Annotated in this window: 24 protein-coding genes and 2 pseudogenes; 11 read left to right on the top strand and 15 right to left on the bottom strand. The window is 69.0% G+C overall.

Going from position 1 to position 24924, the window contains the following annotated elements; all coding sequences use genetic code 11:
* The first annotated feature begins 28 nt into the window (after window positions 1–28).
* Both SSP29_RS40560 and SSP29_RS40555 read left to right on the top strand, forming a co-directional pair.
* Complete coding sequence (locus SSP29_RS40560; protein ID WP_089105959.1) at window positions 29–1282, top strand: aromatic ring-hydroxylating oxygenase subunit alpha; 1254 nt, start codon at window positions 29–31, stop codon at window positions 1280–1282.
* Window positions 1279–2400, top strand: a complete 1122-nt coding sequence (locus SSP29_RS40555; protein WP_089105958.1) for an FAD-binding oxidoreductase — start codon at window positions 1279–1281, stop codon at window positions 2398–2400. Before SSP29_RS40560 ends, SSP29_RS40555 begins: the two co-directional genes overlap by 4 nt.
* 122 nt (window positions 2401–2522) lie before the next feature.
* Here the strand turns inward: SSP29_RS40555 and SSP29_RS40550 are convergent, their stop codons facing one another.
* Window positions 2523–3899: a carboxypeptidase regulatory-like domain-containing protein gene (locus SSP29_RS40550; RefSeq protein ID WP_245883497.1), complete on the bottom strand. Its 1377-nt coding sequence runs from the start codon at window positions 3897–3899 to the stop codon at window positions 2523–2525.
* Window positions 3900–4089: 190 nt separating this feature from the next.
* Here SSP29_RS40550 and SSP29_RS57290 point away from each other — a divergent pair, with 190 nt between their 5' ends.
* The gene (locus tag SSP29_RS57290; protein WP_218036963.1) at window positions 4090–4728 is read left to right on the top strand and encodes a TetR/AcrR family transcriptional regulator; all 639 of its coding nucleotides are present in this window, start codon (window positions 4090–4092) and stop codon (window positions 4726–4728) included.
* Between the two features lie 299 nt (window positions 4729–5027).
* Window positions 5028–5636, top strand: coding sequence for a flavin reductase family protein (locus SSP29_RS40540; protein ID WP_089105956.1), 609 nt, complete (start codon window positions 5028–5030; stop codon window positions 5634–5636).
* 49 nt (window positions 5637–5685) lie between these two features.
* On the opposite strand, the gene SSP29_RS40535 is transcribed toward SSP29_RS40540, so the two are convergent.
* Window positions 5686–6321 (bottom strand): NAD(P)-dependent oxidoreductase, encoded by a 636-nt coding sequence (locus tag SSP29_RS40535; protein ID WP_089105955.1) that lies wholly within the window; start codon window positions 6319–6321, stop codon window positions 5686–5688.
* 51 nt (window positions 6322–6372) lie between these two features.
* Window positions 6373–7221 carry an aldo/keto reductase gene (locus tag SSP29_RS40530; protein WP_089105954.1) on the bottom strand — a complete coding sequence of 283 codons (849 nt, stop codon included), beginning with the start codon at window positions 7219–7221 and terminating at the stop codon, window positions 6373–6375.
* 224 nt (window positions 7222–7445) lie between these two features.
* On the opposite strand from SSP29_RS40530, the gene SSP29_RS40525 reads away from it, so the two are divergent.
* Complete coding sequence (locus SSP29_RS40525) at window positions 7446–8027, top strand: TetR/AcrR family transcriptional regulator (RefSeq protein WP_145969010.1); 582 nt, start codon at window positions 7446–7448, stop codon at window positions 8025–8027.
* Between the two features lie 152 nt (window positions 8028–8179).
* Here the strand turns inward: SSP29_RS40525 and SSP29_RS40520 are convergent.
* From SSP29_RS40520 to SSP29_RS40505, 4 genes and pseudogenes are all read right to left on the bottom strand, one after another.
* Window positions 8180–8512 (bottom strand): annotated as a pseudogene (locus SSP29_RS40520) (dienelactone hydrolase family protein); the annotation flags it as partial.
* Window positions 8513–8805: 293 nt separating this feature from the next.
* Window positions 8806–9360 carry a hypothetical protein gene (locus tag SSP29_RS40515; RefSeq protein WP_089105952.1) on the bottom strand — a complete coding sequence of 185 codons (555 nt, stop codon included), beginning with the start codon at window positions 9358–9360 and terminating at the stop codon, window positions 8806–8808.
* A gap of 134 nt (window positions 9361–9494) precedes the next feature.
* The gene (locus SSP29_RS40510) at window positions 9495–10067 is read right to left on the bottom strand and encodes a transposase family protein (protein ID WP_089105951.1); all 573 of its coding nucleotides are present in this window, start codon (window positions 10065–10067) and stop codon (window positions 9495–9497) included.
* A 241-nt stretch (window positions 10068–10308) separates the two neighbouring features.
* Complete coding sequence (locus SSP29_RS40505; protein WP_150135863.1) at window positions 10309–10827, bottom strand: winged helix-turn-helix transcriptional regulator; 519 nt, start codon at window positions 10825–10827, stop codon at window positions 10309–10311.
* A 99-nt stretch (window positions 10828–10926) separates the two neighbouring features.
* On the opposite strand from SSP29_RS40505, the gene SSP29_RS40500 reads away from it, so the two are divergent.
* The 5 genes from SSP29_RS40500 to istB all read left to right on the top strand — a co-directional run bounded on the left by SSP29_RS40500 (window position 10927) and on the right by istB (window position 15164).
* On the top strand, window positions 10927–11712 hold the full coding sequence (locus SSP29_RS40500) for an SDR family oxidoreductase (protein WP_089105950.1): 786 nt from the start codon (window positions 10927–10929) through the stop codon (window positions 11710–11712).
* 25 nt (window positions 11713–11737) lie between these two features.
* On the top strand, window positions 11738–12097 hold the full coding sequence (locus SSP29_RS40495; RefSeq protein WP_089105949.1) for a nuclear transport factor 2 family protein: 360 nt from the start codon (window positions 11738–11740) through the stop codon (window positions 12095–12097).
* A 268-nt stretch (window positions 12098–12365) separates the two neighbouring features.
* Window positions 12366–12917, top strand: coding sequence for a hypothetical protein (locus SSP29_RS40490; protein ID WP_150135861.1), 552 nt, complete (start codon window positions 12366–12368; stop codon window positions 12915–12917).
* Window positions 12918–13023: 106 nt separating this feature from the next.
* Window positions 13024–14442, top strand: coding sequence for an IS21 family transposase (gene istA / locus SSP29_RS40485; RefSeq protein ID WP_150135860.1), 1419 nt, complete (start codon window positions 13024–13026; stop codon window positions 14440–14442).
* Window positions 14439–15164 carry an IS21-like element helper ATPase IstB gene (istB, locus tag SSP29_RS40480; RefSeq protein WP_089105947.1) on the top strand — a complete coding sequence of 242 codons (726 nt, stop codon included), beginning with the start codon at window positions 14439–14441 and terminating at the stop codon, window positions 15162–15164. Before istA ends, istB begins: the two co-directional genes overlap by 4 nt.
* Window positions 15165–15199: 35 nt before the next feature.
* On the opposite strand, the gene SSP29_RS40475 is transcribed toward istB, so the two are convergent.
* From SSP29_RS40475 to SSP29_RS40450, 6 genes are all read right to left on the bottom strand, one after another.
* Window positions 15200–15568, bottom strand: a complete 369-nt coding sequence (locus SSP29_RS40475) for a hypothetical protein (protein ID WP_089105946.1) — start codon at window positions 15566–15568, stop codon at window positions 15200–15202.
* A gap of 149 nt (window positions 15569–15717) precedes the next feature.
* Window positions 15718–16038 (bottom strand): transposase, encoded by a 321-nt coding sequence (locus tag SSP29_RS40470; RefSeq protein ID WP_150135859.1) that lies wholly within the window; start codon window positions 16036–16038, stop codon window positions 15718–15720.
* A 149-nt stretch (window positions 16039–16187) separates the two neighbouring features.
* The gene (locus SSP29_RS40465) at window positions 16188–16553 is read right to left on the bottom strand and encodes an ABC transporter permease family protein (protein WP_089105945.1); all 366 of its coding nucleotides are present in this window, start codon (window positions 16551–16553) and stop codon (window positions 16188–16190) included.
* Window positions 16554–16876: 323 nt separating this feature from the next.
* Window positions 16877–18163, bottom strand: a complete 1287-nt coding sequence (locus SSP29_RS40460) for an ABC transporter substrate-binding protein (RefSeq protein WP_089105944.1) — start codon at window positions 18161–18163, stop codon at window positions 16877–16879.
* A 163-nt stretch (window positions 18164–18326) separates the two neighbouring features.
* Entirely contained in the window at window positions 18327–18701 is a 375-nt protein-coding gene (locus SSP29_RS60475; RefSeq protein WP_150135858.1) for a hypothetical protein, read from the bottom strand.
* A 39-nt stretch (window positions 18702–18740) separates the two neighbouring features.
* Complete coding sequence (locus SSP29_RS40450; RefSeq protein ID WP_089105943.1) at window positions 18741–19184, bottom strand: fumarylacetoacetate hydrolase family protein; 444 nt, start codon at window positions 19182–19184, stop codon at window positions 18741–18743.
* Window positions 19185–19785: 601 nt separating this feature from the next.
* Here SSP29_RS40450 and SSP29_RS40445 point away from each other — a divergent pair.
* Window positions 19786–21366: pseudogene (locus SSP29_RS40445) on the top strand (SpoIIE family protein phosphatase); the annotation flags it as partial.
* A gap of 681 nt (window positions 21367–22047) precedes the next feature.
* On the opposite strand, the gene SSP29_RS40435 reads toward SSP29_RS40445, so the two are convergent.
* Together SSP29_RS40435 and SSP29_RS40430 are read right to left on the bottom strand one after the other, a co-directional pair.
* Window positions 22048–22293, bottom strand: a complete 246-nt coding sequence (locus SSP29_RS40435) for a hypothetical protein (RefSeq protein ID WP_089105941.1) — start codon at window positions 22291–22293, stop codon at window positions 22048–22050.
* Window positions 22294–22579: 286 nt separating this feature from the next.
* A complete protein-coding gene (locus SSP29_RS40430; RefSeq protein WP_150135856.1) occupies window positions 22580–24895 on the bottom strand; it encodes a beta-xylosidase/alpha-l-arabinosidase in 2316 nt (771 codons plus the stop codon).
* Between the last annotated feature and the right edge of the window lie 29 nt (window positions 24896–24924).

Genomic DNA, 24924 nt, shown 5'->3' with positions numbered 1-24924 from the left:
CCCGCACCGACCTTATGGAGACATCGAGTTGAGCACACTCGCCCCCGCGACGGACCTGGCCGGCCTGGTGGCCCGCCGTCCCGTCGGCCAAAGCCTGGAAGCCCCCTTCTACACGAGCCGGGAGTTCTTCGACCTCGACATCGAGGCGGTCTTCGCCCGGCACTGGCTGTTCGTCGCCGCGGAGGCCGAACTCCCCGAGCCCGGCGACTACGTGACCGTGGCCCTCGGGCCGTACTCGGTCGTCGTCGTCCGGGACGACGACGAGGAGGTACGCGCCTTCCACAACGTCTGCCGCCACCGCGGCGCCCGCATACTCAACGACGAACGCGGCTCGGTGGGCAACATCGTCTGCGGCTACCACCGCTGGACCTATGGCGTGGACGGCCGCCTGCTGCACGCGGAGTCCCAGCCGGCCGACTTCGACCCGTCCTGCTTCGGTCTGCGGAGTGTGCACGCCCGCACGGTCGCCGGCCTGGTCTTCATCTGCCTCGCCGAGGACCCGCCCGCCGACTTCGACGAGGTGGCCGCCCGCATCGAGCCGTACATCCTGCCGCACGGCCTGCGCCGGGCGAAGGTGGCCGCGCAGATCGACCTGGTGGAGAACGGCAACTGGAAACTCACCATGGAGAACAACCGGGAGTGCTACCACTGCGGCGGCCACCCCGAGCTGCAGTCTTCCCTCTTCCCCGTGTACGGCTACGCCGAACAGGACGTGCCGCCGGTGCTGCGGCCGGCGTACGAACGCTACCTTCAGGCCGACGCCGAGTCCCGCACGACGTACGAGTCACTGGGCCTGCCGTACGAGGCGATCGAGGAACTGGACACCCGCACCACCGGCTTCCGCATCCAGCGCGAACCGCTGGACGGCGCGGGCGAATCCTTCACCGAGGACGGTACGGCTGCCTGCAAACGCCTGCTGGCCGACTTCCGCACGCCCCGCCTGGGCCGCCTCTCGATGCACATGCAGCCCAACGCCTGGTTCCACTTCCTCTCCGACCACGCGATCACCTTCTCCGTGATCCCGCTCGCACCGGACCGCACCCTGGTCCGCACCACCTGGCTGGTGCACCCCGACGCGGTCGAGGGGGTCGACTACGACCTCGACAGCCTGACGCGGGTGTGGACGGCGACGAACGACCAGGACGCGCTCCTCGTCGCCCGCGCCCAGCAGGGCATCGGCAGCCCCGCCTACCGGCCCGGCCCCTACGGCCCGACCGAGTACCAGGTCGAGGCGTTCGTCAACTGGTACGCGACCCGGCTGAAGGCGCACCTGGCACGATGACCGACACGCTCCCGGCCTGGGCCGGCACCCGTTCCTGGACCGACGAGGACACCGGCGGCGACACCAGTGGCGACACCGGCGGCCTGCTGGTCTGCAAGCAGGTCCACGCCCTGACCCCCGACGTCAGGACCTTCGTCCTCCAGCCCCCGCAGCCCCGCCTCTTCCACCACGACCCCGGACAGTTCCTCACCCTCACCGTCGACATCGACGGCCGGTCCGTCGAGCGGTGTTACACCATCTCCTCGCCGCCGACCCGCCCCCACTCCGTCGCGATCACCGTGAAGAGGGTGCCGGGCGGCCTGGTCTCCAACTGGCTGCACGACCGGCTGCGGCCAGGCCACACCGTGCGGGCGAGGGGGCCGCTCGGGGAGTTCACCCTCGCCCGGCACCCCGCGCCGAAGTACCTGTTCCTGTCCGGCGGCAGTGGCGCGACACCGGTGATGTCCATGACGAGGGCCCTGTACGACCTCGCGCACCCGGCCGACGTGGTGTTCGTCCACAGCGCCCGCACCCCCGCCGACATCCTCTTCCGCCGGGAACTGGACCTCATCGCCGCCACCGCCCCCACCGTGCGGGTGGTGCACGTCTGCGAGGAGGACGGCCCGACCGAACCCTGGGGCGGCCACCGCGGCCGACTGACCCTCGACATGCTCCGGCAGATCGCCCCCGACTTCCGGCAGCGGGAGATCTTCACTTGCGGTCCGACCGGCTACATGGCCGCCGTGCGCGACCTGCTCGCGACGGCAGGGTTCGCCATGGACCGCTACCACGAGGAGAGCTTCACCTTCGACGCGCCACCGGCCGCCGAAGCCGTCGCCGGCACCGCCCCCGGCAGCGGGGACACCGCCGAAGGACACGTCTTCACCGTCGAGTTCGCCCGCAGCCGGCGTACCCTCACCTGCGACGCGGACACCTCCCTCCTCGCGGCCGCCGCCCGGGCCGGCCTGAGCCTGCCCGCCTCCTGCGCCCAGGGGATGTGCGGCACCTGCAAGACCACCCTGCTGGCCGGATCCGTCGACATGCGGCACAACGGAGGCATCCGGCCGCGCGAGATCGCCCAGAACAAGATCCTCCTCTGCTGCTCCCGGCCCCGGGAGAACCTCGTCGTCGACGCCTGACCGTCCGGCGACGACTCGACCCTGCCGACGACCGCCGGCAGCTACCGCCACCTCACCCGGCAGACGCGGCCACGGAACGCGGAAAGCCGCCTGGGGCTCACGCTGTTGACACGCACGCCCGGTCACACCGACGGGGCGATCGCCTGCGCCGGTTTGGCGTGGCGTCCTTGCGCCATGCTGTGCAGGGCGAAGTCGGCCCGCGCCGTCATCCCGGTCTGCAGCAGCGTCTGATGCACCATCGGATGCCGTCCGGGTGCCGAGACCACGATGCTGAGGTACCCCTCGGGAAGTCCGGTCGCGGCGTACTCACCGGTCTCGTCGGTCACGCTGCGCACGAGCTGACGTCCCCGCGCGTCGATGACGGTCACCGCGGCGCCGCGGACCGGGCGGCCCTCGCGATCCTGGACCCGGCCGGTGAGCACCGGCACCTGCTCCCCGAAGTGGTGCGCGTGCACCGGGAGCGCCGCCGGCCTGGGCGTCTCCAGCGCCGGGTCCTCGACCGGGGGTTCCCCGACGAGCTCGCCCTGCCCGTCGCCGTCGTCCACCTCGCCGGCCCGCACGGCCGGCGCCCCGGCTCTGCGCCTGTGCAGCCGGAGGTCGAGCCCGAGCAGGGCGACGCCACCCGCGAACCAGGCACACAGCACCAGGACCGGCTTGAGCACTCCGGCGCCGTCGAAGTAGAGGACGCCCCGCAGCGCGTCCAGACCGTTGGCCAGCGGCATCGCCTCCCGGACGTGCTGGAAGAACATCGGCAGCATCGGCGCGGGCACGGCGCCGCCGCTGGTCGGGATGCTCATCACGATGAACAGGCCCTTCGCCACGGCCGGGAAGAACTGCCGGACGAACGGGGCGAGCCCCGAGGCGGCCGTCGCCACCGCCGTGGTGAGCAGGAAGGACACCCCCATGGCCAGGGGTTTGTCGGGCAGGTAGCCCAGCCACACGCCGGCGTAGAAGCCGATGACGCTGTACCCGGCGGCCACCCCGGCGATGGTGCGGAGCTTCCTGCGCCGGCTGAAGGTCACCGCACGCAGCAGCGTGGTCGCCAGCACGTAGGCCGGGATGCTCCAGGCCAGTGAGAAGTACAGCAAGGTGGTGCCCAGCTCGTCCTTCCGTTCGGTGGGCGCCACGTCGGTGACGGTCAGGTGCCGGTGGCTCTCGGCGGCGACCTGGGTGAACACCTGGGTCAGGGTCTGCTCGAGGGAAGCGCCGTTGGCCTTCGCCACGTACAGCACCGCATGCCCCCGGTCTTCGCGGAAGCCCGCCACCGTGTCCCGGTCGAGCACCGACTGCCTAGCCGCTCGCCCGTCCGGGACCGCGGTGACGTCGAACCCGCCGGGCACCCTGGTGCCCAGCGCGCTGTCGACCCGCCGGGCCGGCGCCGACTCGGCCACCGCGACCTTCACATGGTGCGGCTGCGGTGCATGCAGAGCGGGCGCGAAGAAGAACAGCATGCCCAGGAACAGGGACACCGGGAACCACAGGGCTTCGGCCAGGGTCATGGCCACGGACTGGCCCCTGGATCGTTCCGTCCGTTCCGCCACGGGAACTCCCATTCGCCGGGGACGACCGGAGCGGGTCCCGTCCGGCGTACGACTGAGCGCGGTCATCGTCCTAGATACTTGCAGTACTGCATTTTTGCAGTACTGTAGCAATTGCTGGGGCGCCGGCCCACAAGGGTCCGACGAGCAGATGGAGAGCAACGGGCAGATGGCGAGCGACCGCCCCGACGGGCTGCGCGAACGCAAGAAGCGAGCGACGCACCGAGCACTGCAGAGCGCCGCGGTGGCCCTCTTCCGCCGCCATGGCCCGGAAGCCGTCACGGTGGAGAGCATCTGCGCCGAGGCCGGAGTCTCTCCGCGCACCTTCTTCAACTACTTCGCCACCAAGGACGAGGCCGCCTTCATGCTGGAGGAGGGGGCACCCGCGCTGATCGAGCAGCGGATCACCGCCCGCCCTCCGGAGGAAACCCCGCCGGAGGCGATCAGGGCCGTGTTCGTGGATCGCCTCAGCGAGCTCGCCACCGGCAGGATCTGGCTGGAGCGCGTGCTGCTGCTGCGCGAGCGTCCCGAGCTGCTGCCACGGATCATGCTGACCAATCGCACCGTGGAGGACGCGGTGACGCGGGCGGTGGCGGCCCGCACCGGCCTGCCGGAGTGCCACCTCTACGTACGGACGACCGCGGCCGCGGTCTTCGCGGCACTGCAGGCCGCCATCAGCTGCTGGCAACCGGACTCCGGACCGGAGGTGGTCACCCTGGTGTCCGAGGCCGTGGACCTGGTCAGCCGCGGGCTGCCCGCTCCCTCACGGCCGGCCGAACCGGCGATGTGAAGCACCGGTCCGACCGGCCGCGCCTCGCAGTCATGCGACGCGAGCGCGGATGCCACGCGGCCGAGGAACATGGGACATGAAAGCCCCGCAAAGAGAGGGGAACGCTGCGAACAGCTCCTGACACCCGATCATCTTGATCCACAGCCTCCGCGCTCCACCGAGCGCTCCGCCGGGACGGCTCGGTGCCGGCAGCCGCCATCGCTTTCCTACTCTCCGAGAACGCGGGTTTCATCACCGGCCGGATCCTCCGCGTCGACGGCGGCGCGAGCCTCGGCCGCAACAGCACCTGAGAGGCCACCATGCGTCTGGAATACGACCCTGAGGCGATGAGCAGCGCGGATTTCTACAGGTTCCTGACGTCGGTCGTCATCCCGCGGCCGATCGCCTGGGTCTCCACGATCACACCGGACGGACGTACCGAGAACCTGGCCCCGCACTCCTTCTTCAGCATCGCCAGCACCGATCCCCCGATCGTCCAGTTCACCTCGATCGGCCGGAAGGACTCCCTGCGGAACGTCGAGGACACCGGGGAGTTCGTCGTCAACTTCTCGTCCGAACCGCTGCTGCGGCTGATCAACGCGACCGCCACCGACTTCCCCCGTTCGGTGAGCGAATTCGACACCGCGGGCATCGATCGCGAGCCCAGCAAGTGTGTGCGTCCCTCCAGAGTCGCCGCCTCCCATGTGGTTCTGGAGTGCCGTTCCCACACCACGCTGCGCATGGGCAACTCCACGCTGGTCTTCGGGCGGGTACTGCATGCCGCCGTCGACGAGAACTGCCTCGCCGACGGGCGGCCCGGCAGCGAGTTGCTGCGTCCGCTGACCAAACTCGGCGCCGACGAATGGGGCACCCTGGGCGAGGTTCTGCACCTGAACCGCATCCCCTACGAGGAGCCCGGCACTCACTGACCGGAGCCGGGTGCCGACGTGCCCGGGAACGGGATGGAGGGGGAGGGTGTCAGTCGCTGATCACGGGGCTGCGGTGGGTCCACTCGCCGCCGCGGACCACCTTGTGCATGAATGCCGCCACGTCCGCCCGGCTGATCGTCGGGTTGCCCTTCATCGGCAGTCTGTCGCCCACGCCGTACGTGCCCTTGGCGGGGTCGTTGGTCAGCCGGGTCGGGAGGACGATGGTCCAGTCCAGCCCGCTGGAGCGTATGCTTTCGTCGGCTATTGCCTTGTTGGCGTAGATGTTTCGCAGGAGCGTGCGGTAGATCACCTTCTGCGGGATGCTCGACCAGGCGAGGGTGTGGCCCACGCCGAACGACGACAGCCAGACCAGGCGCGAGACACCGGTTTCCTCGGCCGCGGCGACAAGGGCCGTGGAGGAGCGCGTGAAGAGGTCGTCGGCGCGTACCGAAGTCAGGGAGTTGCCTGCGCCGAGGGCGGAGATGACTGCGTCATGACCAGGCAGGGCGGCGGAGAGATCCTGGAGCGAGGTGGCGTCTCCGGTGGCGAGCGTGACGCGGTCGGCCAGATCGGCCAGTGCCGCCGGGTTGCGGACGAACGCCGTGACCGAGTCGCCGGACCGCAGGGCCGCGTCGACGACATGGCGACCGGTGAGTCCGGTCGCTCCAAGGACGAGCAGCTTCATGGCAGAGAGACCTTTCGTGGTGCGTGATCGGCACGCTGGGCGTCGTGTTGGTCAGGCAAGGTCGGCGAGGTCCTCGTCCGAGAGCGCGACCGATCCGGTGGCCATGTTCTCCTCCAGATGACGGACCGAGCCGGTGCCGGGAATGGCGAGAGTGACCGGCGAGGAGGCCAGCAGCCAGGCCAGTCCGATTTGGGCGACGGTGGCCCGGTGCCGGGCGGCGACCTTGGCCAGGCGGTCGTCGTCGGGCTCGCGTCCGCCGCCGAGGGGGAAGAAGGGCGCGAAGGCGATGCCCGCCTCCTCGCAGGCGGCCAGCATCTCCACGTCGGCGCGGTGCGCGGCGTGGTACTGGTTCTGGACTGCCGCGACCGGGGCGATGGCGCGGGCCTCGGCGAGGTGCCGGATGTCGACGTTGCTCAGCCCGAGGTGACGGATGAGGCCCTCTTCGCGCAGTTCGGCGAGCGCCTCGAAACGGGCCGCGACGGACTCGCCGTGCGGGGGCTCCATGTGCCCCACGCGCAGGTAGACCAGGTCGAGACGGTCGATGCCGAGACCGGTGAGGTTCTCTTCCACCAGGGCACGCATGTCGCCGGGCGCGCCGGCGGAAGAGCCGTCGGGCCTGATGAGCGGGCCGACCTTGGTCGCGATGACCAGGCCGTCCGGGTAGGGGTGAAGGGCCTCGCGGATGAGCGTGTTGGCGTGCGCCGTATGGTCGCCGCTGCGGTAGAAGTCGGCGGTGTCGATGTGGTCGACGCCGAGCTCAAGGGCACGGCGGAGCACCGCACGGCCGGTTTCGAGGTCGCGGGGCTCGCCGCCCATGCCGCTCCGGGACGGCAGGCGCATCGCACCGAACCCCAGACGGTTGACGGGGAGGTCGCCGCCGAGGCGGAATTCGCTGGTCATGCAGTCCCTTCGGTTCCCTACAGGGGGAGGGTTTCGGACGGCCGAGCCGCCGGCGAGGCCGCCGGTGTATCAGGTGATCCGCGCGCTCGCGGTGGGAGCCTTGCGACGGTCCGCCGCCGCGACGGCCGCGATCGCACCTCAGTCACATAAGATGCACGTGTGCACTCTATGCAGAGAGGGCACCCTCGTCAATTAGATGCATCGATGGATCTTATGGAGGGGTCGTGACCGACCGGCAGACCCGTCGCCGCGGAGCAGCACTCGAAAGTGCGCTACTCGCAGCCGCGTGGGACGAGTTGATGGAGAACGGCTACGAAAGGCTGACCATGGAAGCGGTGGCCGAACGCGCCCGGACCAGCCGCCCCGTGATCGCCCGGCGCTGGGGAAGCCGGCAGGAGCTGTTTGCTGCGGCCGTCCTGCACTGGATCGACCACAACAGGCCGCCCGTCCCTGACACTGGCACGCTGCGCGGAGACCTCCTGGCCTACCTGGTGAGCAAGTCCGACAAGAGAGCGGAGATTCTGGCCGTCTTCGGGTCGCGTTTCGGCGGACCGGCCGAGGAGAACCAAGATCTCGCGCAGCAGTTGCGACAGCGGATCTACCAGGCCCTCGGCACCCAGGACATCTGGGACCGCGCCGCCGCGCGGGGAGAAGTCGACCCGGCCGCCCTCACGCCGCGCATCCGGGACCTGCCGCTCGATCTCGTCAGCCTCGAACTCACACAGACCCATGAGGCGGTGCCCCCCAGCGTGATCGAGGAGATCCTGGACACCATCGTCCTGCCTCTCGTCGCCCCGCGCGGCTAAGGCCGTCCCTCACAGATGATCCCGGTTCCCGACCGCCTTCGCGTGCCCCGGCCGGACCGTCTCAGCGGCGACGAAGCGCACTCGCCACGCGCAACCGCCGTTACCTGCCGCATCGACAGCTCAAGCACACCGTCCGTCCCCGGACGCCGTGATCAGCGGGCCCACCGCCTACGCCGTGGCAGCAGCGGCGGCAGGCCCACCGGCTGGCGCAAGCCGAGGAACTCGATCGCCCGCCGGGGCAGGAGCTTGGCAGCGTCCGGGTCGTAGGACGACAACGAATGGTCCGCGAACAGGTGCTGGTCTCCGGGATACAGGAACATCTCCGCATCAGCGCAGTCGGAGACGAGCGCGCGGGCTGCGTCGATGTCCTCGGCGAAGAACGGATCGGCTTCCTTCGCATGCACCTGCACCGGCACACCGTCAGGCCATGCCGCACCGAACTCCGAGACGGGGATGCAGGCATGGAACAGGAGCGCGCCCCGCGCGCCCGCCCACGGCTGAATCTGCGGCCACGGACGCGGACTGACCTGTACCGCAGATCGCGGCATCCGCAACCGCAACCGCAACCTACAGCACCCGAACCTTCACCGCCCTGACCCCGAAAACCCGCCAACTCGCGTGATCCGTCGGACAGGCCCGAGTCCTGATCCGGTAGATCGTTTTCCGTGACGTGAGGGCAACTGACGAACGAGGAGCGGGAGTTCATCGGGCCGTGTCTGCCGATCCGGATCAAAGACCTCACCAGGGGCGACCCGCTGATCAGGACTCGCTCCGCACACTAGCGCCGTCGTCCGCGTCGGCCCTGCCGCCTGCCCTTGTCCCTGCCGGGGCGGCTGACCTTGGCCTTGCCCTGCGCCTGCCCGGAGGCCTGCACCGGGCGCCCCTGCCAGTCGATGCTGTCGTCCTCCGACAGACTCGCCGCATACGAGAGCGCATGCTGGACCAGAAGCGACAACAGGCGCTGGGACTCCGTCGAGGGAAGCTCGCTCTGCCAGGGGCAGACCGAGTACCAACCCTGGCCCGGATCCGTCAGGGGCGGGCAGGGCCCCGCGGGCTCCAGGGGCTCGGCCGGCGCTTCGGGAAGGCGCACCAGCAGCATGCGCGTGCCCAAGGCGACGACCGCGGCGATGCCCTTGGCTGCAAGCACCGGCACCCCGAACGTCGCCAGGACGGGCCACTGGGGAGCAAGGTCCCCAAGTCTCTCGACCAGATCGGGGTGGGTATGCAGCTCCCACCCCTCGTAGGCGTAGGCACGGCTCTCCCGCGGAACGCCCTGCCGCCGCAGCAGGTCGAGCAGCGCCGTGTTCTGCGGCAGGTCCGGCAGCAGCGTCATGCCTCGACACGCTACGCGCCGTTCAGCAGTGGGGGCAGTGGTGGTGCTGCTCTCCAGCAGGCTCTCCGGGCCCGCACCGTCCGGCGGTACTCGTACGGCCCGACGGTGTCAGGGCCGCTCCCGTCCGTCGACAGTCACCTCACCCGGCAAGCCGCCCGCGAAGCCGTCGACAGCATCGAGCACACCCTCACGCGGGCCGAGGTGCAGCCCTTACGGAAGGCGAACTCATCCACCCCCAGCACTCGCGGCGCACGATCCGGAACCGCCGGCGCCGTCAACAGCCTGAGCAGCCGGGTCCGGCCCGCGACCAGCCGCAGTCGGCGGCACAACCGCGCGGCCGGACGGCCGCCCAGTTCCACCGCGATCGACCGCAGCCGCCCTGTCAGCCCGGTGCTGGAGTGGCGGTGCCGCTCGGACAATCCCGGCACCTGCTCGACGAACGTCTTGCGGTAACAACTCTTCCGATCACAGAAGTACCGGCGGACCCACAGCCGGACTATGACCCGGCGAGGCCCCAACGGCCTTTCATTCAGGGCTCGTTGATACGTGCTATGTATGCGCCACGCCTGTTTCCCGCAGCCCGGGCACCGGCCCGGGCGAGCCGTGGACACAGCCTCCACCACGAGGACGTCAGAGGAGTCGCTGACGCGCTCCACTCTCACATCGATACCGGGAAACAGCACAGCCCCGACCGTCTTGCTCGCCATGCCGGGACATACTATGCCGAAACGATCCCTCGCTCACCTCCCTGACCTGGGGATTCACGAAACTGCGGACAGAGCCGTGGAAACGACCGGTATTGCTCCTCGCCTCACTTGATCCAGTTCTCAACGACCGGGGAGGGCTGGCAGGTATCACGCCGGCGACAAGCCGGTGCCGCGAGGCTGGTCAGGTGCAGCCCGTGCTCGCGGCCCTGCTCAAGGCCGTACGAGGCTCTTACGGGCGGACTTACGCCTCTTCCGCGGGAATGGCAGGCCGTGCCGCGTAGCGGCTGCGCATCGCGTCGCTGGCTGCGGGGCCCGCGGTGAAGACGTAGGCGGCGCTGTCGTCGAGTCGGCGGCCGGTTTTGGCGTCGACGACGACGGGCTCGACCTCCTCGCCGCTGTGCGCGTCGACAAGGATCATGCTGCGCTCTGTCGGCGTGAGGCGGGCATTGCCCCACGCGGCCAGGGCGACGATCACCGGGCGCAGCGAGCGCCCGAGTTCGGTGAGTACGTACTCGTGCCGGACGGGGCTGGTCTGGTAGGGCCGGCGCTCCAGCAGACCGTCCGCGACCAGGGTCTTCAGCCGGGTGGTGAGCATGCTGGAGGAGATGCCCAGGCTCTCCTGGAACTGGTCGAAGCGGGTGTAGCCGTCGAAGGCGTCGTGGAGGATCAGCAGTGTCCACCACTCGCCGACGTGTTCCACCGTCGTGGACAGCGGGCACTCCCGGTCCTCCAGCCTGATCCGGCTTGCCACGGCGACCATCCCCTCAGTTACTGCTAAAGTCGAAGTTAGTAGGTTCTATTTTAGCAGTCAGGACGGGAGCGGCGCCCCGCATACCTGCCCCCGGAAACGGAGCACAACGTGACCACATCCATCAGCGAATCCCTCGAAGGCCGACGCGCTCTGGTCACCGGCGGCACCAAGGGCACCGGAGCCGCGATCGCCCGACGGCTCGCCCAGGCCGGCGCGACCGTGCTGGTCACCGCCCGCAGCCGCCCCGACGACGTCGAGGAGAAGACGTTCATCACCGCCGACCTGTCCACCGCCCAGGGCGCCGCCCACGTCGCCTCCGAGGTGGACGCCCGCGTGGGAGGCGTCGATATCCTGGTCAACACCCTCGGCGGCTCCGAGGCACCGGCAGGAGGATTCGCCGCGCTCGGCGAGGACGACTGGGCCAGGGAGCTGAACACGAACCTGCTGGCCGCCGTCCGCCTGGACCGCGCACTCCTCCCGCACATGATCGCCACGGGCAAGGGCGTGGTCGTGCACGTCACCTCGATCCAGCGCCGCATGCCGCTGTGGAACGGCACCCTGGCCTACGCCGCCGCCAAGGCCGCTCTGACCACGTACAGCAAGGGCCTGGCCAACCAGGTCGCCCCGCACGGCGTCCGCGTCAACACCGTCTCGCCCGGCTTCGTCCAGACCTCGGCCGCCGACAACCTCGTCGCCCGGATCGCCCACGACGCCGGCATCAGCCAGGAAGCAGCGCTGGGCCGGCTCATGGACTCCCTGGGAGGCATCCCGCTCGGCCGTCCCAACCGGCCCGAGGAGGTCGCCGAACTCGTCGCCTTCCTCGTTTCCGACCGCGCCTCGGCCATCGTCGGCGCCGAACACGTCATCGACGGCGGCACCACCCCCACCGTCTGAACCCGCCGCCACCATCAGGAGCGTCATGCACGACAACCAGCCCCGGACCATCACCCCGGACGACCTGCCCGAGGTGATCACCCGCTACCTCACAGCGCACCGCGCCCACGACACCGCCACCGCGGTCACGACGTTCACCGACGACGCCACAGTGATCGACGACGGCAACACCTACCAGGGCAGCGCCGCGATCGAGCGATGGCTGGACCGATCCGCCACCGAATTCACCTACACCATCCACCTCACCAACGCCCAGGAGACCGACCCGGCCCACTACATCGCCACACACCACCTCGAAGGCAACTTCCCCGGCGGCACCATCGATCTCCGCTATCAATTCACGCTGCGCGACGACCTCATCGAACACCTCGCCATCGAGCCCTGAGCCTGCTCCCACACCACCTGTTCCCGCCCACGAGAGAGACCCCACCCACCCCAGACCGCCCCGTCCCAGCCCTCGTGCCCACCCAGACACCCAACCAAGAGCCAGCCCTCAAGTTGCGCAGCCACCCGCAGGTCAGCACTTGCACGCCTGAGACGTCATCCGCTTTCCGAACGTGGTCGTTTAGTTCGGGTGGGTGGGCATGAACTCCGGTCGGCGGCGGGACAGATGGACGTGGTTCGTCTGCTCGTCTGGCTCGTGGAGGTGGCCGATGCCGTCGGTGCTCGGTTTGTTGGAGGCCCGGGAGAAGAGGGTCCGGGAGGAGATCGCGCGGTTGCGGGAGGAGGCCGAGCGGGTGCAGGCCGCGCTCAGCGGGGCCGAAGCTGCGCTTCAGCGGTTGGTTGATGCCCGTGCGACAGTGGCCGAGGTGTTGGCCGGGCCGCCTTCCGCGGTCGTGGAGCCGGTGCAGAGCGCGGTGACGGGCTCGCCGGTGCCGCGGCGGGCGGAGGGCATGGCGGCGTCGGTCCTCGCACCGGATTACCGGCGGATCGTGTCGGTGCTGGAGTCGGAAGCCGGCCGGGAGGGCATGCGCTGCCGGCAACTGGCCGCAGCCCTGGGTCTGGAGGTCGTCCCGGCGAAGGTGGAGGGGGTGCGTCCGAAGGCGAAACGCCTGGTGGAGCGGGGGTGGGTGCTCCATGTGCGGCCGGGGGTGTTCACCGCGCCAACGGTTGCCCTGCTGAAGGCACCAGGGCGACGTCCGGCCAGCCGACCGCTCATGAGCATGGTCATCGACCACAGCACCATGGTGTCGGCGTACATGTGAACGTACATAGCCGCGTACGGATGAACGTGCAGAGTTCTTGATGTGCTGAGGGCTGAGATTCGCCACTCTGCTGCCTGTTGTTCGAGGTCGCAGAGAGGAGTGGGCCGTGGTCTTGGATCCACAGCGCTGGCTGGAACTGCGGCGCTTTCGCGGCCTGGTCGAGTCCGGAGCCATGAGCCTGACCGAGGTCGCCAAAGAGACTGGGCTTAACTGGCGGACGGTCAGCAAGTACTTGTCCGCTGACGGGCCTGCGTCGCCTCCACGCCGGGCGGCGAACGGGCGGCCTCGCGCCAGGATGATCGACGAGTTCGCGCCGCTGATCGACTCGATGCTGCGGGCGGAGATCCTGATGAAGGCTGCCGTCATCCACGAACGGCTGGCGAACGAGTACGGGTTTACCGGCAACTACCAGCGGACCAAGCTCTACGTCCAGGAAGCACGCCCCAGGATCGCCAGGGAACTCGGCATCACGCCGAAGGAACTAGCGGGCATACACCGGCGTTTCGAGGTGATTCCCGGGGCCCAAGCCCAGGTGGACTGGGGTGACGAAGGAAAGATCCTCGCCCACATGGGCATCCCGAAGATCTACTCCTTCCATATGACGCTGTCGTACTCCCGCGACCCGTTCTGCTGCTTCACCCCCAGCCAGGACCTGCAGACCTTCTTCGACTGCCACCGAAGGGCCTTCGCCCACTTCGGTGGGGTGCCGATGACGATCGTCTACGACCGGACCAAGACCGTCGTGCGCCGCCACGTCGCCCCCGGTGAGGCCGTCCCCCTGCACCCCGAAGCGGTCGGCTTCGCGGGCCACTACGACTTCGACATCGATGTGCTGGCCGCCTACCGGCCCACCGGCAAGGGCCGCGTCGAACGCCAGGTGCTGATCATCCGCGACCACGTCCTGTCCGGACGGGCGTTTTCCTCCATAGAGGAGATGAACGCCGCCTTCGCAGCCTGGGTGCCGCAACGGCGAGCCCAGATCCACAAGACGCACCGGGAGGTCATCGGCGAGCGGGCGGCCCGCGACCACGCAGCCCTCAAGCCGCAGCCGCCGACCCCGTATCTGGTGGCCGAACGGCATCTGCAGCCGGTCGGCAAGGACTGCCTGGTCGCCTTCGGTGGCAACCTCTACTCGGTCCCCGCCCGCAAGGTCCGTCCTCGCCAGCTGGTCGAGGTCCGGGCCACGAAGTCCCAGGTCATGCTCCACTCGACCGATGTTGACACCGGCGGGGAGACGCTGCTGGCCGTTCATGAACGCGCGGTTGGCCGCGGTGTCCGCATCGTCGAGGAAACGCATGGGGACGGCCTGCCCACCGGCAAGGGCCGCCGGACCACCACCGGCGACGTCCCGGCTCAGCCCCGGGGCGAGCCGACCCTGGGACGGGAGGCCGGGCCGCTGCAGGCCCTGCTGAACCGGGCCGCGGCAACCCGCGTCGTGGTCGGCCGCCGTCCGCTGTCGGTCTATGACGAGCTGACCGGCACCCGCCCCTTCACCGTCCACCCGAGCACGAGGGAAACGTCTTGAGCGAGCTGGTCAGCACCCGCATCCGCAGCACGGCCGGCAAGCTTGGCCTGCCCCACCTGGCCGAAGCCATCAACGAGTACATCCGGCGGGCCGGCGAAGGGAAGATGGGCTACCTCGACTTCCTCGACCTGGTGCTGTCCGAGGAACTCGCCGTCCGCGACGACCGCCGCATTCGACAGGGCCTGCGGCTGTCGAAGCTACCGCACCACAAAACGCTCGATGAGTACGACTTCTCTTTCCAGCCGGACCTCGACCCGCACAAGGTCAAGGACCTTGCCACCCTCTCCTTCGTCGAGGCCAAGGCCAACGCCGCCCTGCTCGGCCCGCCCGGGGTCGGCAAGACGCACGTCACCGTCGCTCTCGCGGTTGCTGCCTGCCGGGCTGGCTACTCGATCTACTTCACCAGCCTCGACGACATGGTCCGCAACCTCAGAGCCGCCGAGGCTGCCGGACGGCTCCTCAACAAGCTAGGTACCTACCTGCGGCCCAGCGTTCTTGTTGTCGATGAGGTCGGCTACCAGCCTCTCGAACGGGCCGAGGCGAACCTGGTCTTCCAGGTGATCTCAAAGCGATACGAGAAGGGCTCGATCATCCTGACCTCGAACAAGACTTTCAGTGAATGGGGCCAGGTCTTCGGCGACGAGGTGATCGCCATCAACGGCCCCAGCTACCGGCTCAAGAACCGACTCGCCGTCATCGAGCGGAACACCAACGTGGCGTGACCGCCCGCTCCTCCACGACTGGCCGATCAGTAGCTCTACTCGTCGAGGTACTGATACTGCCCGTTCGCGCGGCTGGTCACTACATCCCCATCGCGGACCTGCCACTCGCTCATGCCCTCAACCTCATGGCTGACGAAGAAGAGTCCAGTGACCAGGTCGTTGTCATCGTCCGAGGCAGGAATCCGCGCCACGAGATATAGCTGTTCCCGGAACCAGTCGATGGACTCTGCGCGCATTTCAGCGCCGAAGAAGGCCCAGTTGGTGAAGTTGTACTGCCTCGCCGGGAAGCCCCAGCCGCCGCTATAAGTTCGATCCTGGTCCTCGGAGCTGACGATCTCCTTGACCTGGGCAAGCTGGCGGTCGTCGCACTCCAGCCAGCCTCTAATTCGAACAAAAACACCCATGACGATCGCTTTCCCGTGCCCTGGGCACTGTCCTGTTCCGCGTCCGCGGTGACGCCAAGTCGAACGATAGAAGGAATGAGCTCGACCCCGCAAAGGGCTCGGCCGACTCCAACATGCTGAGCACGTTCATCCGTACTCGGCCAAGCACTTCAACGAGTACGCCGACACATGGCTTCGTGCATGGCCGGCAGCGTCTCGTAGTCACGCACCAGGCGACGCGAGCGCATCAGCCAGCTCAGCGTTCTCTCCACCACCCACCTGCGCGGCAGCACCACGAACCCCGTGGCGTCGTCGGTGCGTTTGACAATGTCGAGGGTGAGGCGGAGATTCTGGCGGGCCCGGTCGACCAGACTGCCGGCATATCCGCCGTCCGCCCACACGAGGCGGATGGAGAAGTACATGGTGCGCAGCCGCTCGACCAGCGGGACGGCGGTGTCGCGGTCCCGGGTGCCTCTCGGCTGAGAAGGCATGGTGACGCACGGGGTCTTGGCGGCTTCGGGCGCTAAGACCCCGTGCTTCAAGGTGGCTTAGAATCCGTGCACGTGGCATACATTCTGACGAATTGATCAAGCTCAAGGGTGTTGCATTTCGGGTGGAGGGGCGGGCCCGTTCGCGGCGGTTACTTGCCGCCGGCTCCCATCAGGCCCGTGACCAGGGCCCGGCGGGCGAAGAGGCAGACGCCCAGGACGGGGGCCGCGGACAGAAGCACCGCGGGCAGCAGGGCCGGGAAGTTGGCACCGTATTGGGAGACGAAGTTGTACAGGCCCATCGTCACCAGCTTGTCGTCCTCCGACTGAGTCATGATCAGCGGGCAAAGGAAGACGCTCCACGCCTGTAGGGCGGTGAAGACGGACACCGTCGCGATGGCGGACATGATGGCCGTCGCCGCCCCGGACAGCGGCAGCGGCAGCGGCAGCGGCAGCGGCAGCGGCAGGAAGAGACCGTCGACAGCCCCGCAAGGTTGTGCTGCCGGCCGGCCGCCCACACACCGAGCAGGATGCTGATCGGCGCTTGGACGGCGATGTTCCCGATCAGCAGGGCTCCCGTGATCAGGGTGGACTGCCAGACCTGGCCGTAGCCGAAGAAGCGCGACCGGTTCTCCGTCCCCGTGAACTGCTGAGTGTTCAGGCCGTCCCAGTGGGTGCAGGAGAGGAACAGCCCCCCATCGGCGCGACGGCGAAAAACAGCAGCCCCGGCAACGCCCGGGCCACTCCGGGCCGCTCCAGGGTGGGCGAAGCGGCCCGGGCACGAACCCGTTTCCTTGTTCACGGGCCGCGAAGTCACTGCGGAGGCCACGTGGACGTGCCCTCAATAGACCTGCATCGCCAGCACCGCGTCGACGAACTGCTGCGGCGAACTCTGTCCGTTGAACAGTTTCTGGATCTCGGTCAGCAGCGGGGTGCCCAGGGTGAAACCGAGCGCCTGGTCCCAGGACTGGGTGAAGGTGGGGGCCTTCTGCACCAAGTCGTACTGGAACTTCGCGTACGCGGGGTCGGCCGCCTCGTCGAGGAACTTCGCCGCGTTCACGGTGACCGGCACCTCGCCCTTCGCGACCAGGCCCTGAACGTAGCTGTCGCTATAGGTGGTCTTGAGGAACGCGTCCGCGGTCTGCTCGGCCGCGCTGGTAGTCACCGAGATGTAGTTCGTGGGGTTGCCGACCACGTTCGCACCATCGCCCTTGCCTCCCTCGACGCTCGGGAAGGGCACATATCCGAGGTACTTCTTGGTGAACTCCGGGGCCTCGCTCTGCTGCGTGGCGTACTCCCAGGAACCCATCAGCACCATCGCCGCCTTGCCCTTGTTGAGCAGAGTGGAGGTGCCGCCGGAGCCGTAGTTCACCGAGCCGAAGTTCTTGCCGAAGGCGCCGCTGTCCACCAGATCCTTGATCATCTCGGCGGTCTTCAGGATCGCGGGGTCCTTCCACTGCGCCCAGTTGCCGGCCGCGATCTTCGCGAACAGCTCGGGGCCCGCGAGGCGGTCGACGAGGTACTCGACCCACATCAGCTCCGTCCACGCAGAACTGGCGTTGCCGGCCAGGGCGAACGGCATGACACCCATGCTCGTGAACACCCTCACCAGGTCCTGCAGGTCGGCGTAGGTCTTCGGCGGCTCGACGCCCGCGTCGGAGAACACCTTCTTGTTGTAGAAGATGAACACCGGCTGGGTACCGCGGTACGGGACACCGACGAACCTGCCCTCGACCTTGCCCGCGGCCAGCGAGGATGCGAGGAAGTGCGACTCCATGGCCGGATCGAGCGGCACCAGCTTGCCAGCCGTGACGTAGTTGTCGAGGCTGCCGCCTCCCCAGTTGAAGAACATCCCGGGCATCTTCGACGAGCCCATCGCAGTCCGCAGCTTGTCCTTGTAGCCGTCCGTGGCGATCACGGAGATGGTGACCTTGCCCTGGCCGCCGGAGTTGAAGGAGTCCACTGCCGTCTTCGACACCGAGTTGGTCGGGTCCTGCGGCATCCAGAAGTCCGCGTTGCCCGAGGCTGACGAAGCGCCGCTGCCGAACTTGCCGCAGCCGGCCACGGTGACGCTCAGCGTGGTCGCCGCCGTGGCCGTGAGGAACCACCGCCGGGACACTCCGTTCATCGTTGAACACCTTTCGAGTCGGCATGATCCCTGCGCTGGGTATGCGTCTCCCCAAGGCCGTCCCGGGCCCTTCTGCGCTGGGGATATGAATCGAGGCCATGCCCGTCAGGTGCTGTCGCGCAAGATGTGCGTGCCGTTGCTCCTGCGGTTGAGCTGGCGTCGGTCACGCTAGGCGCCGCAATTCGGCCGCTGCAATATCGGCGGGCGACAAGTTCCGAAAGGCTTTCGCGATCAGGGGCTGCGAGTTGGGTTCAAGCTCGCCGGTGCTCACCGGGTCTCGGGTCGCACCGTGGGCATGCGCACGACCAGTTCGGTCGCGGGTTCCTAACGCTTCGTGGCGGGCGGCCGCCCCTCGGCGAGGTGGAGCACGACGCGCGTGGCCTCGTGACCGGAGTCCTGGAACGGCTGCCGCATGGCACTCAGGGGTGGCGAAGCCATTGGCGGCCACCAGGGTGTCGTCGAACGACATGACCGACAGCCCGCTCGGCATGACAATGCCCAGCTGGCGCGCGGCCTCCAGGGCACCAAGGGCCTGCACGTCGCTCGCAACGAAGAGGGCCGTCCGTCTCTCCGACGATCATGTCCCCGGGTTGAGGGTGATCACGGTGGACACGCAGGTGACGAGGTCGGCAGCGTCAAACAGCAGGTCGCTGATGGTGGACTTCTGTGCCACCTTGTCGTCGATGGTGCAGCTGATCTCGGCGTCGGCGGGCAGTTCGTCCGGCGTGACCAGGACGGGGCCGAGAGGCGTCGTGGCTTCCCAGGTCCTGCCCTGGAGCCACTCCCTGGTGCGGTGCTGCCAGTCACGCAGGGTCACGTCATTCAGCACGGTGTATCCGGCGCTGGCCGCCTCGGCCTCGGCCCGGTCGGCGCGCCGGACACTGCGGCCTACGATCACGACGAGTTCGGCCTCCCAGTCCACCGCGTCGGACTCGGGCGGCAGCGTCAGCGCGTCGTGCGGGCCGATGAGCGCCTCAGGGAACTTGGCGAACTGAACTGTCGGCGTCGCCACCCCCTGCATCGGCGTCGGCCGGGGCCTCGCCCTCGTCCTCGATCACCAAGCCGCCAGGAAACCAGCATCTCGCACGCCGCCTTGAAGATCATCGCTGACGGACACCTCTCCACCAAGCAGCCCGAGGTCCTGCGGGCCGTGCCCACGGCGCATCTGTGTGCGTCCGGCGCGGTGGACGGAATGCGGACTCCACTCGCGGGGAGCCGCCCAACCCACAGGACCGCAGTTCAACCGAATGACCGCCGCAGGCCACTGCGTGCGCCGGTGACACCACTGTGCGTACGGGGCCAGGTCCACTCTGTCCCGGGCTCCGAAGCATCGCGCCTAGCGGCAGCGCGCTCACCAGGACCTGACGCTCAGCCCGTGCGAGCCCGTGCCCCCTCCGTGCTTGTGAGGACCGCGGGAAGGGAGCAAGCTAGGAAAAAGCGGTGGGCGACCTCGCCCGGGACCGCGGGGTCCTGCCGCCGCAGGGTGAGAGTGGTACGCATGGACAGAGACTCCGCGGCGGCACTCTGTCCGGGCCGGACAGCGCAGTCGCCGGTGGAATCAGCCTCGGTCCCCGTTGACGAACGCGGTCTGGTGACCGCATGGAGCGCTGGGGCCCACCTGCGTGGACCTGCTGGAGAGTGTGTTCCAAGGGCAGGACGCGGAGACGCCACCGCTGGACGACGTGCTGCTCTTCCGCCGCACCGCTCAACGCTCCGTGCTCAAGGGCTGCCCCGAGACGGTGATACCGCTCGGAGCGACCCATGCCTACCCCAGGGATTCGCCCCCGGGCTGCGCCCTGGCAACCGGCCGAGCATCACGAGACCGGATCGACTCCACCACGCTGCGGTGGTGGGCGGGAGGCACCAAGGAGCGGGCCCGGTGCATCACCGCGTACGGCATGCACTCGATCATGGTGGTGCCCCTTCGGGCCCGCGGCGTGACGCTAGGGATGGTGTTCCTCGCCCGGCACCGCCGGACAGACCCGTTCGACGACGATCTCTTTCTCGCGGAGGAGCTGGCGGCGCGTGCCGCCTTGTGCGTCGACAACGCCCGCCGCTACACCCGCGAACGCTCTGTAGCGCTCGCCCTCCAGCGGAGTCTTCTGCCCCACCACGCACCCCGGCAGGCCGCTGTCGAGGTGGCCTCCCGATACCTGCCCGCCCACTCCCGCGCCGGAATCGGAGGAGACTGGTTCGACGTCATCCCCCTGTCCGGAGCCAGAGTGGCCCTGGTGGCGGGGGACGTCGTCGGCCACGGCATCCGCGCCTCCGCCACGATGGGCCGACTGCGTACGGCGGTGCGCACTCTGGCAGACATTGACCTCACCCCCGACGAACTGCTGACCCAACTCGACGACATCGTGCTGCGCATGGACCGTGAGGCTTCGACGGACAACGGCAGCGATCCAGTCGACGAGAACGCCGGCGAAGTGGGGGCCACCTGTCTGTACGCCGTGTACGACCCGGTCTCCCGTCACTGCTCCATGGCCCGAGCCGGCCACCCACCGCCGGCACTGGCCACACCGGACGGGAGGGTCGACCTCCTCGACGTACCGGCCGGGCCTCCGCTCGGGGTCGGTGGCCTGCCGTTCGAAGACGCGGAGTTCGACCTCCAGGAAGGCAGCGTTCTCGCCCTCTACACAGACGGTCTCGTCGAAGCGCGAGACCGCGATCCGGACGTCGGATACACCCTGCTCCGTGAGACTCTCACCAGTCCTGGGGACTCCTTGGAGGAGACCTGTGACACGGTGGTGCGCCGCCTGCTGACGGACGGCCACGCCGACGACGCCGCCCTCCTCCTGGCACGGACCCGGGCACTGGGCCCCGACCGGGTCGCCACCTGGGACCTGGCCTCCGATCCCACCGTCGTCGCCAGCGCACGCGAACTGGCCAGCGCCCAGGTGTCCGCCTGGGACTTGGGCGACGCCGCCTTCGTCACCGAGCTCGTAGTCAGCGAACTGGTGACGAACGCCATCCGCTACGGTGCTCCGCCCGTCCGGCTGCGGCTGATCCGCGACACCACTCTCATCTGCGAGGTCTCGGACGGCAGCAATACCGCTCCCCATCTGCGCCGCGCCCGGATCTTCGATGAGGGAGGCCGCGGCCTCCTCATCATCGCCCAGCTCACCGAGCGATGGGGCAGCCGTCACACGGGTACCGGAAAGACCATCTGGACCGAACAGCCTCTGCCCGTCCCCGCATAGCACTCAACGGGGCTGGCTCCATGCGGGTGACAGTAGGCCTGGCGGGTGGCGGCGCGGGCACCGCACCACCACCCGCGACACCTCAGCGTCAGCCGAGGCTGATCTGCTGGCAGAAGTTCTGGTTGTCGCAGAACAGGAACTCCTCGTCCATGGTGCCGCGCCGGTTCCGGATACCGACGGTGGCCATGTTGATCGAGTACTTCTTGCCCGTGGGCTGATGAAGCCGCCCTTCCCGTCCGGCATCGGGCGGGTGAAGGTGCCCTGCATGACACCGGTCACGGCGGTCAGTTCGTTCTTGGCCACGCGCAGGGGGCGGGAGCGGATCCGTGTGTCAGGTGCCCATACGAACATCGCCGCGAGGTCGTCTATGTTCTCGCCCAGGCGAGCCCAGTCGGCGTGGGAGAAGACCTCGAAGTCCAGCTCGTCGAAGGTCTCCAGGTGCTTCCGCTCAGTGTGGGTGAGGTTGCGGAGGGAAGGGCGGGTTCGACACCGGGGTCGTGGCGGGGTCCGGCATCAGCCCCGGGTACGACTGCGCGGCTTCCGCCATGCTGGTGCCGCCGGCGACGGCGGTGATGGCGGTGATGGCGAGCGCGCGCCGAACGCGGCGGCTCCGCCCGTGAGAATCGAAGGACGTTCCATGATGGCTCCTTGATGGGTTCTGTCGGTGGTGCTGGCGCGCATTCATGCGGCGATCCGGGCGAAATCCCCGGCCGCCCAGGCGTGGCCGGTGGCCACGACGGCAGCGACGATGTCGAGTTCGGCCTCGTCGTGGGCGCCGTGGACGAGCGCCATGCCGGGGGTGAGACGGACGCCCGCGAGCGGCTGGGCCACGGCCCAGCCGCCTTGCAGGTGGGCGAACTCGCCGACCTGCGGTACGAGAGACGCCTCCGCGGGGCCGACGCTCAGTCCCCCCGCCTGAATCCGCATGCCCCCGGAGCGGACTGCCGGCTGTGCACACCGGGCAGCGCGCTCAGGCGGGCGAAGAGCTTCTCCTGCTGCTCCAGCGGCACGTTGTCGATGTGACCAGCGGGGGAACAGCCAACGGATCGAAGGTCCAGCTGTGTACGGCACTCGGCAACGCCACTCAGGCGGCTCACGCCAGATCGCCTCACGTGCATCCCCGCAGCCTGTTGTGAGTCGCTGGAGATGGGATGCAAAGGAGGCTCCCCGGGACCTGACGCGGGGAGCCTCCTGGCCGGAGGAGTACCTGAGGTCAGCCCGGGAGCACCCTGACGGGCGTGGTCATGGTGCGAGTGCGATCGACGATGCGCTCGTCTCCTTGCAGGGTCACCTGGACGGGGACGCCGGGGTCGCCCGCCGACCGGGCGACGGTGAGCGTGAGGTCGCCGGGTTCGACACGTCGGCGAAGGTCTGTCCCCGTGAAGGCCGCCATGTCCGCGTGGACCTGGAACTCGACGACACGGGTCTCACCGGCGGCGAGGTCGACGCGGGTGAACGCGATGAGCTGGCGGACCGGGCGGGTGACCGAGGCGACCGGATCGGTGAGGTACAGCTGGGGCACGAAAGTGCCCGCTCGCTCACCGGTGTTGGACACCCTGGCCCGCAGCGTGATCGTCGCGTCGACGGAGACGACGGCTTCATCGACGGACGCGCTCTCGATCTCGAAGGTCGTGTACGACAGGCCGTGCCCGAACGGGAACGCGGGTGTGGGGTCGATGTTGCTCACGCCATCGCTCTTGAGGGCGAGCGGAGGCGCCAGGTAGGTGCCCGGCTGTCCCGCCTCGTCGCCCGGGATCTGGACCGGCAGGCGCCCGGAGGGGTTGATCCGGCCCGAGAGTACACCGGCGATGGCCGCCGCCCCGTCTTCGCCGGGGAAGAACGCCTGGACGGTGGCGCCCGCCCGCCGGGCGTGCCGGCCGATGGCGTACGGGCGGCCCGAGAGGACGACGAGGACGACTTGGTTCGCCGCGTCGAGGACGGCCTCCACCAGTTCGTCCTGGACTCCGGGGAGTGTCAGTACGCTGACGTCGCAGCCCTCGCCGGAGGTTCCGTGTCCGAACATTCCGGAGCGGTCGCCGACGACGAGGACCGTCACGTCGGCCGCGGTGGCCGCGGCCACCGCGGCGGCGATGCCGCTGCGGTCGTCTCCGGTGACCGGGCAACCGGTCTCGTGGCGCACCTCGGCGCCGGGGAACTCCTGCCGCAGGGCGTCGAGCACCGTGGGCGCCTCGACGCCCAGGGGCGTGTCGGGGTGGTGGGGCAGTACGTGGTTGGGGAACGAGTAGCAGCCGAACAGGCACCTGACGTCGTCGGCCGCGGGACCGATGACGGCGATTGAGCGCGCGCCGGCGAGTGGCAGCAGGTCCGAGGGGTTGTCGAGCAGGACGACGGACTCTTCGGCCAGCGCGCGGGCGATGGAGCGGTTTCGGACCGAGTCGAAGTCCGCAGGGGCGGTGTACTGCCCCGGATTCCAGCCGGGGTCGAGCAGGCCGAGTTCCGCCTTCTGGGTCAGGACCCGCAGTACCGCGCGGTCGACGAGCTCCGCCGATATGCCGTCGTCCAGGAGCGGCTCCCCGTATGCGGTGGTGTGGGGCAGTTCGACGTCGATTCCGGCCCGGAGCGCGGCACGTGCCGCGTCCGGGATGTCGGCCGCGACGTGGTGCAGGGAGGCGAGGAACGCGATCGCCCAGTAGTCGGACACCACCGTGCCCTCGAATCCCCAGCTCCCGCGCAGCAGCCGGGTCAGGAGTTCCTCGTTGGCGCCACAGGGCACGCCGTCTATGTCGTTGTAGGCGTTCATGACCGAGCCGACCCGGCCCTTCACCACGGCCTTCTCGAACGGCACGAGGATCAGGTCGGCGAGTTCGCGGGGGCCGACGGCGGCGGGCGCGTGGTTGCGGGCGGCCCTGGACGCGGAGTAACCGGCGAAGTGCTTCAGCGTGGCGACGACGCCGGCCGACTGCAGCCCCTGCACGTAGGACAGGCCGAGTTCGGACACGAGGTAGGGGTCCTCGCCGAGGGTCTCCTCGACGCGGCCCCAGCGGTAGTCGCGGACGACGTCCACGACGGGTGACAGTCCCTGATGGATACCGACGGCCGCCATGTCCGAGCCGATGGCCGCGGCCATACGGTGGACGAGGGCAGGGTTGAAGGTGGCCGCCCAGGCGAGCGGTGTGGGATAGACCGTGGCCTGCCAGGTGGTGAACCCGGTGAGGCACTCCTCGTGGGCGATGGCCGGGATGCCGAAGCGGTTCGCCGCCGTCACCCGCTCCTGGAACTCCGCGAGGCGCCTGCGGCCCGCCTCCGGGTCGACCGGCGCCGTACCGAACACCCGCGTCAGATGCCCAAGACCGTCGACGATCGCTTCTTCGAAACTCTCGGCGCCGCGGAAGGTGTCCTGCATCGGGGCCACGTCGCCGGACTCGTCGTGGCCGGGCCAGGTGCTGCCGAGCTGTGCGACCTTCTCGGCCTCGGTCATGGCGTCGAGGAGGGCACGCGCGCGAACGGACGCCGGCAGAGCGGGATCGTTCCACAGCCCGGTCGTCGGGCGCTCGTCGCTGATAGTCAAGGTCTCATCCGTTCTGTTGCGGGTGCGCG

This window comes from Streptomyces hyaluromycini (genome assembly GCF_002217755.1).
GTDB lineage: Bacteria > Actinomycetota > Actinomycetes > Streptomycetales > Streptomycetaceae > Streptomyces > Streptomyces hyaluromycini.
The sequence above is the reverse complement of the archived record's forward strand: the minus strand, read 5'-3'. Positions and strand labels throughout refer to the sequence as shown.

Bases quoted from the DNA above. Each gene is read 5' to 3' on its own strand.
- SSP29_RS40555 (WP_089105958.1), top strand. From the start codon at position 1,279: ATGACCGACACGCTCCCGGCCTGGGCCGGCACCCGTTCCTGGACCGAC.
- SSP29_RS40550 (WP_245883497.1), bottom strand. From the start codon at position 3,899: ATGACCCTGGCCGAAGCCCTGTGGTTCCCGGTGTCCCTGTTCCTGGGC.
- SSP29_RS57290 (WP_218036963.1), top strand. From the start codon at position 4,090: ATGGAGAGCAACGGGCAGATGGCGAGCGACCGCCCCGACGGGCTGCGC.
- SSP29_RS40540 (WP_089105956.1), top strand. From the start codon at position 5,028: ATGCGTCTGGAATACGACCCTGAGGCGATGAGCAGCGCGGATTTCTAC.
- SSP29_RS40535 (WP_089105955.1), bottom strand. From the start codon at position 6,321: ATGAAGCTGCTCGTCCTTGGAGCGACCGGACTCACCGGTCGCCATGTC.
- SSP29_RS40530 (WP_089105954.1), bottom strand. From the start codon at position 7,221: ATGACCAGCGAATTCCGCCTCGGCGGCGACCTCCCCGTCAACCGTCTG.
- SSP29_RS40515 (WP_089105952.1), bottom strand. From the start codon at position 9,360: ATGACGCTGCTGCCGGACCTGCCGCAGAACACGGCGCTGCTCGACCTG.
- SSP29_RS40510 (WP_089105951.1), bottom strand. From the start codon at position 10,067: ATGGCGAGCAAGACGGTCGGGGCTGTGCTGTTTCCCGGTATCGATGTG.
- SSP29_RS40505 (WP_150135863.1), bottom strand. From the start codon at position 10,827: ATGGTCGCCGTGGCAAGCCGGATCAGGCTGGAGGACCGGGAGTGCCCG.
- SSP29_RS40495 (WP_089105949.1), top strand. From the start codon at position 11,738: ATGCACGACAACCAGCCCCGGACCATCACCCCGGACGACCTGCCCGAG.
- SSP29_RS40490 (WP_150135861.1), top strand. From the start codon at position 12,366: ATGCCGTCGGTGCTCGGTTTGTTGGAGGCCCGGGAGAAGAGGGTCCGG.
- SSP29_RS40475 (WP_089105946.1), bottom strand. From the start codon at position 15,568: ATGGGTGTTTTTGTTCGAATTAGAGGCTGGCTGGAGTGCGACGACCGC.
- SSP29_RS40470 (WP_150135859.1), bottom strand. From the start codon at position 16,038: ATGCCTTCTCAGCCGAGAGGCACCCGGGACCGCGACACCGCCGTCCCG.
- SSP29_RS40460 (WP_089105944.1), bottom strand. From the start codon at position 18,163: ATGAACGGAGTGTCCCGGCGGTGGTTCCTCACGGCCACGGCGGCGACC.
- SSP29_RS40450 (WP_089105943.1), bottom strand. From the start codon at position 19,184: ATGCAGGGGGTGGCGACGCCGACAGTTCAGTTCGCCAAGTTCCCTGAG.
- SSP29_RS40435 (WP_089105941.1), bottom strand. From the start codon at position 22,293: ATGCGGATTCAGGCGGGGGGACTGAGCGTCGGCCCCGCGGAGGCGTCT.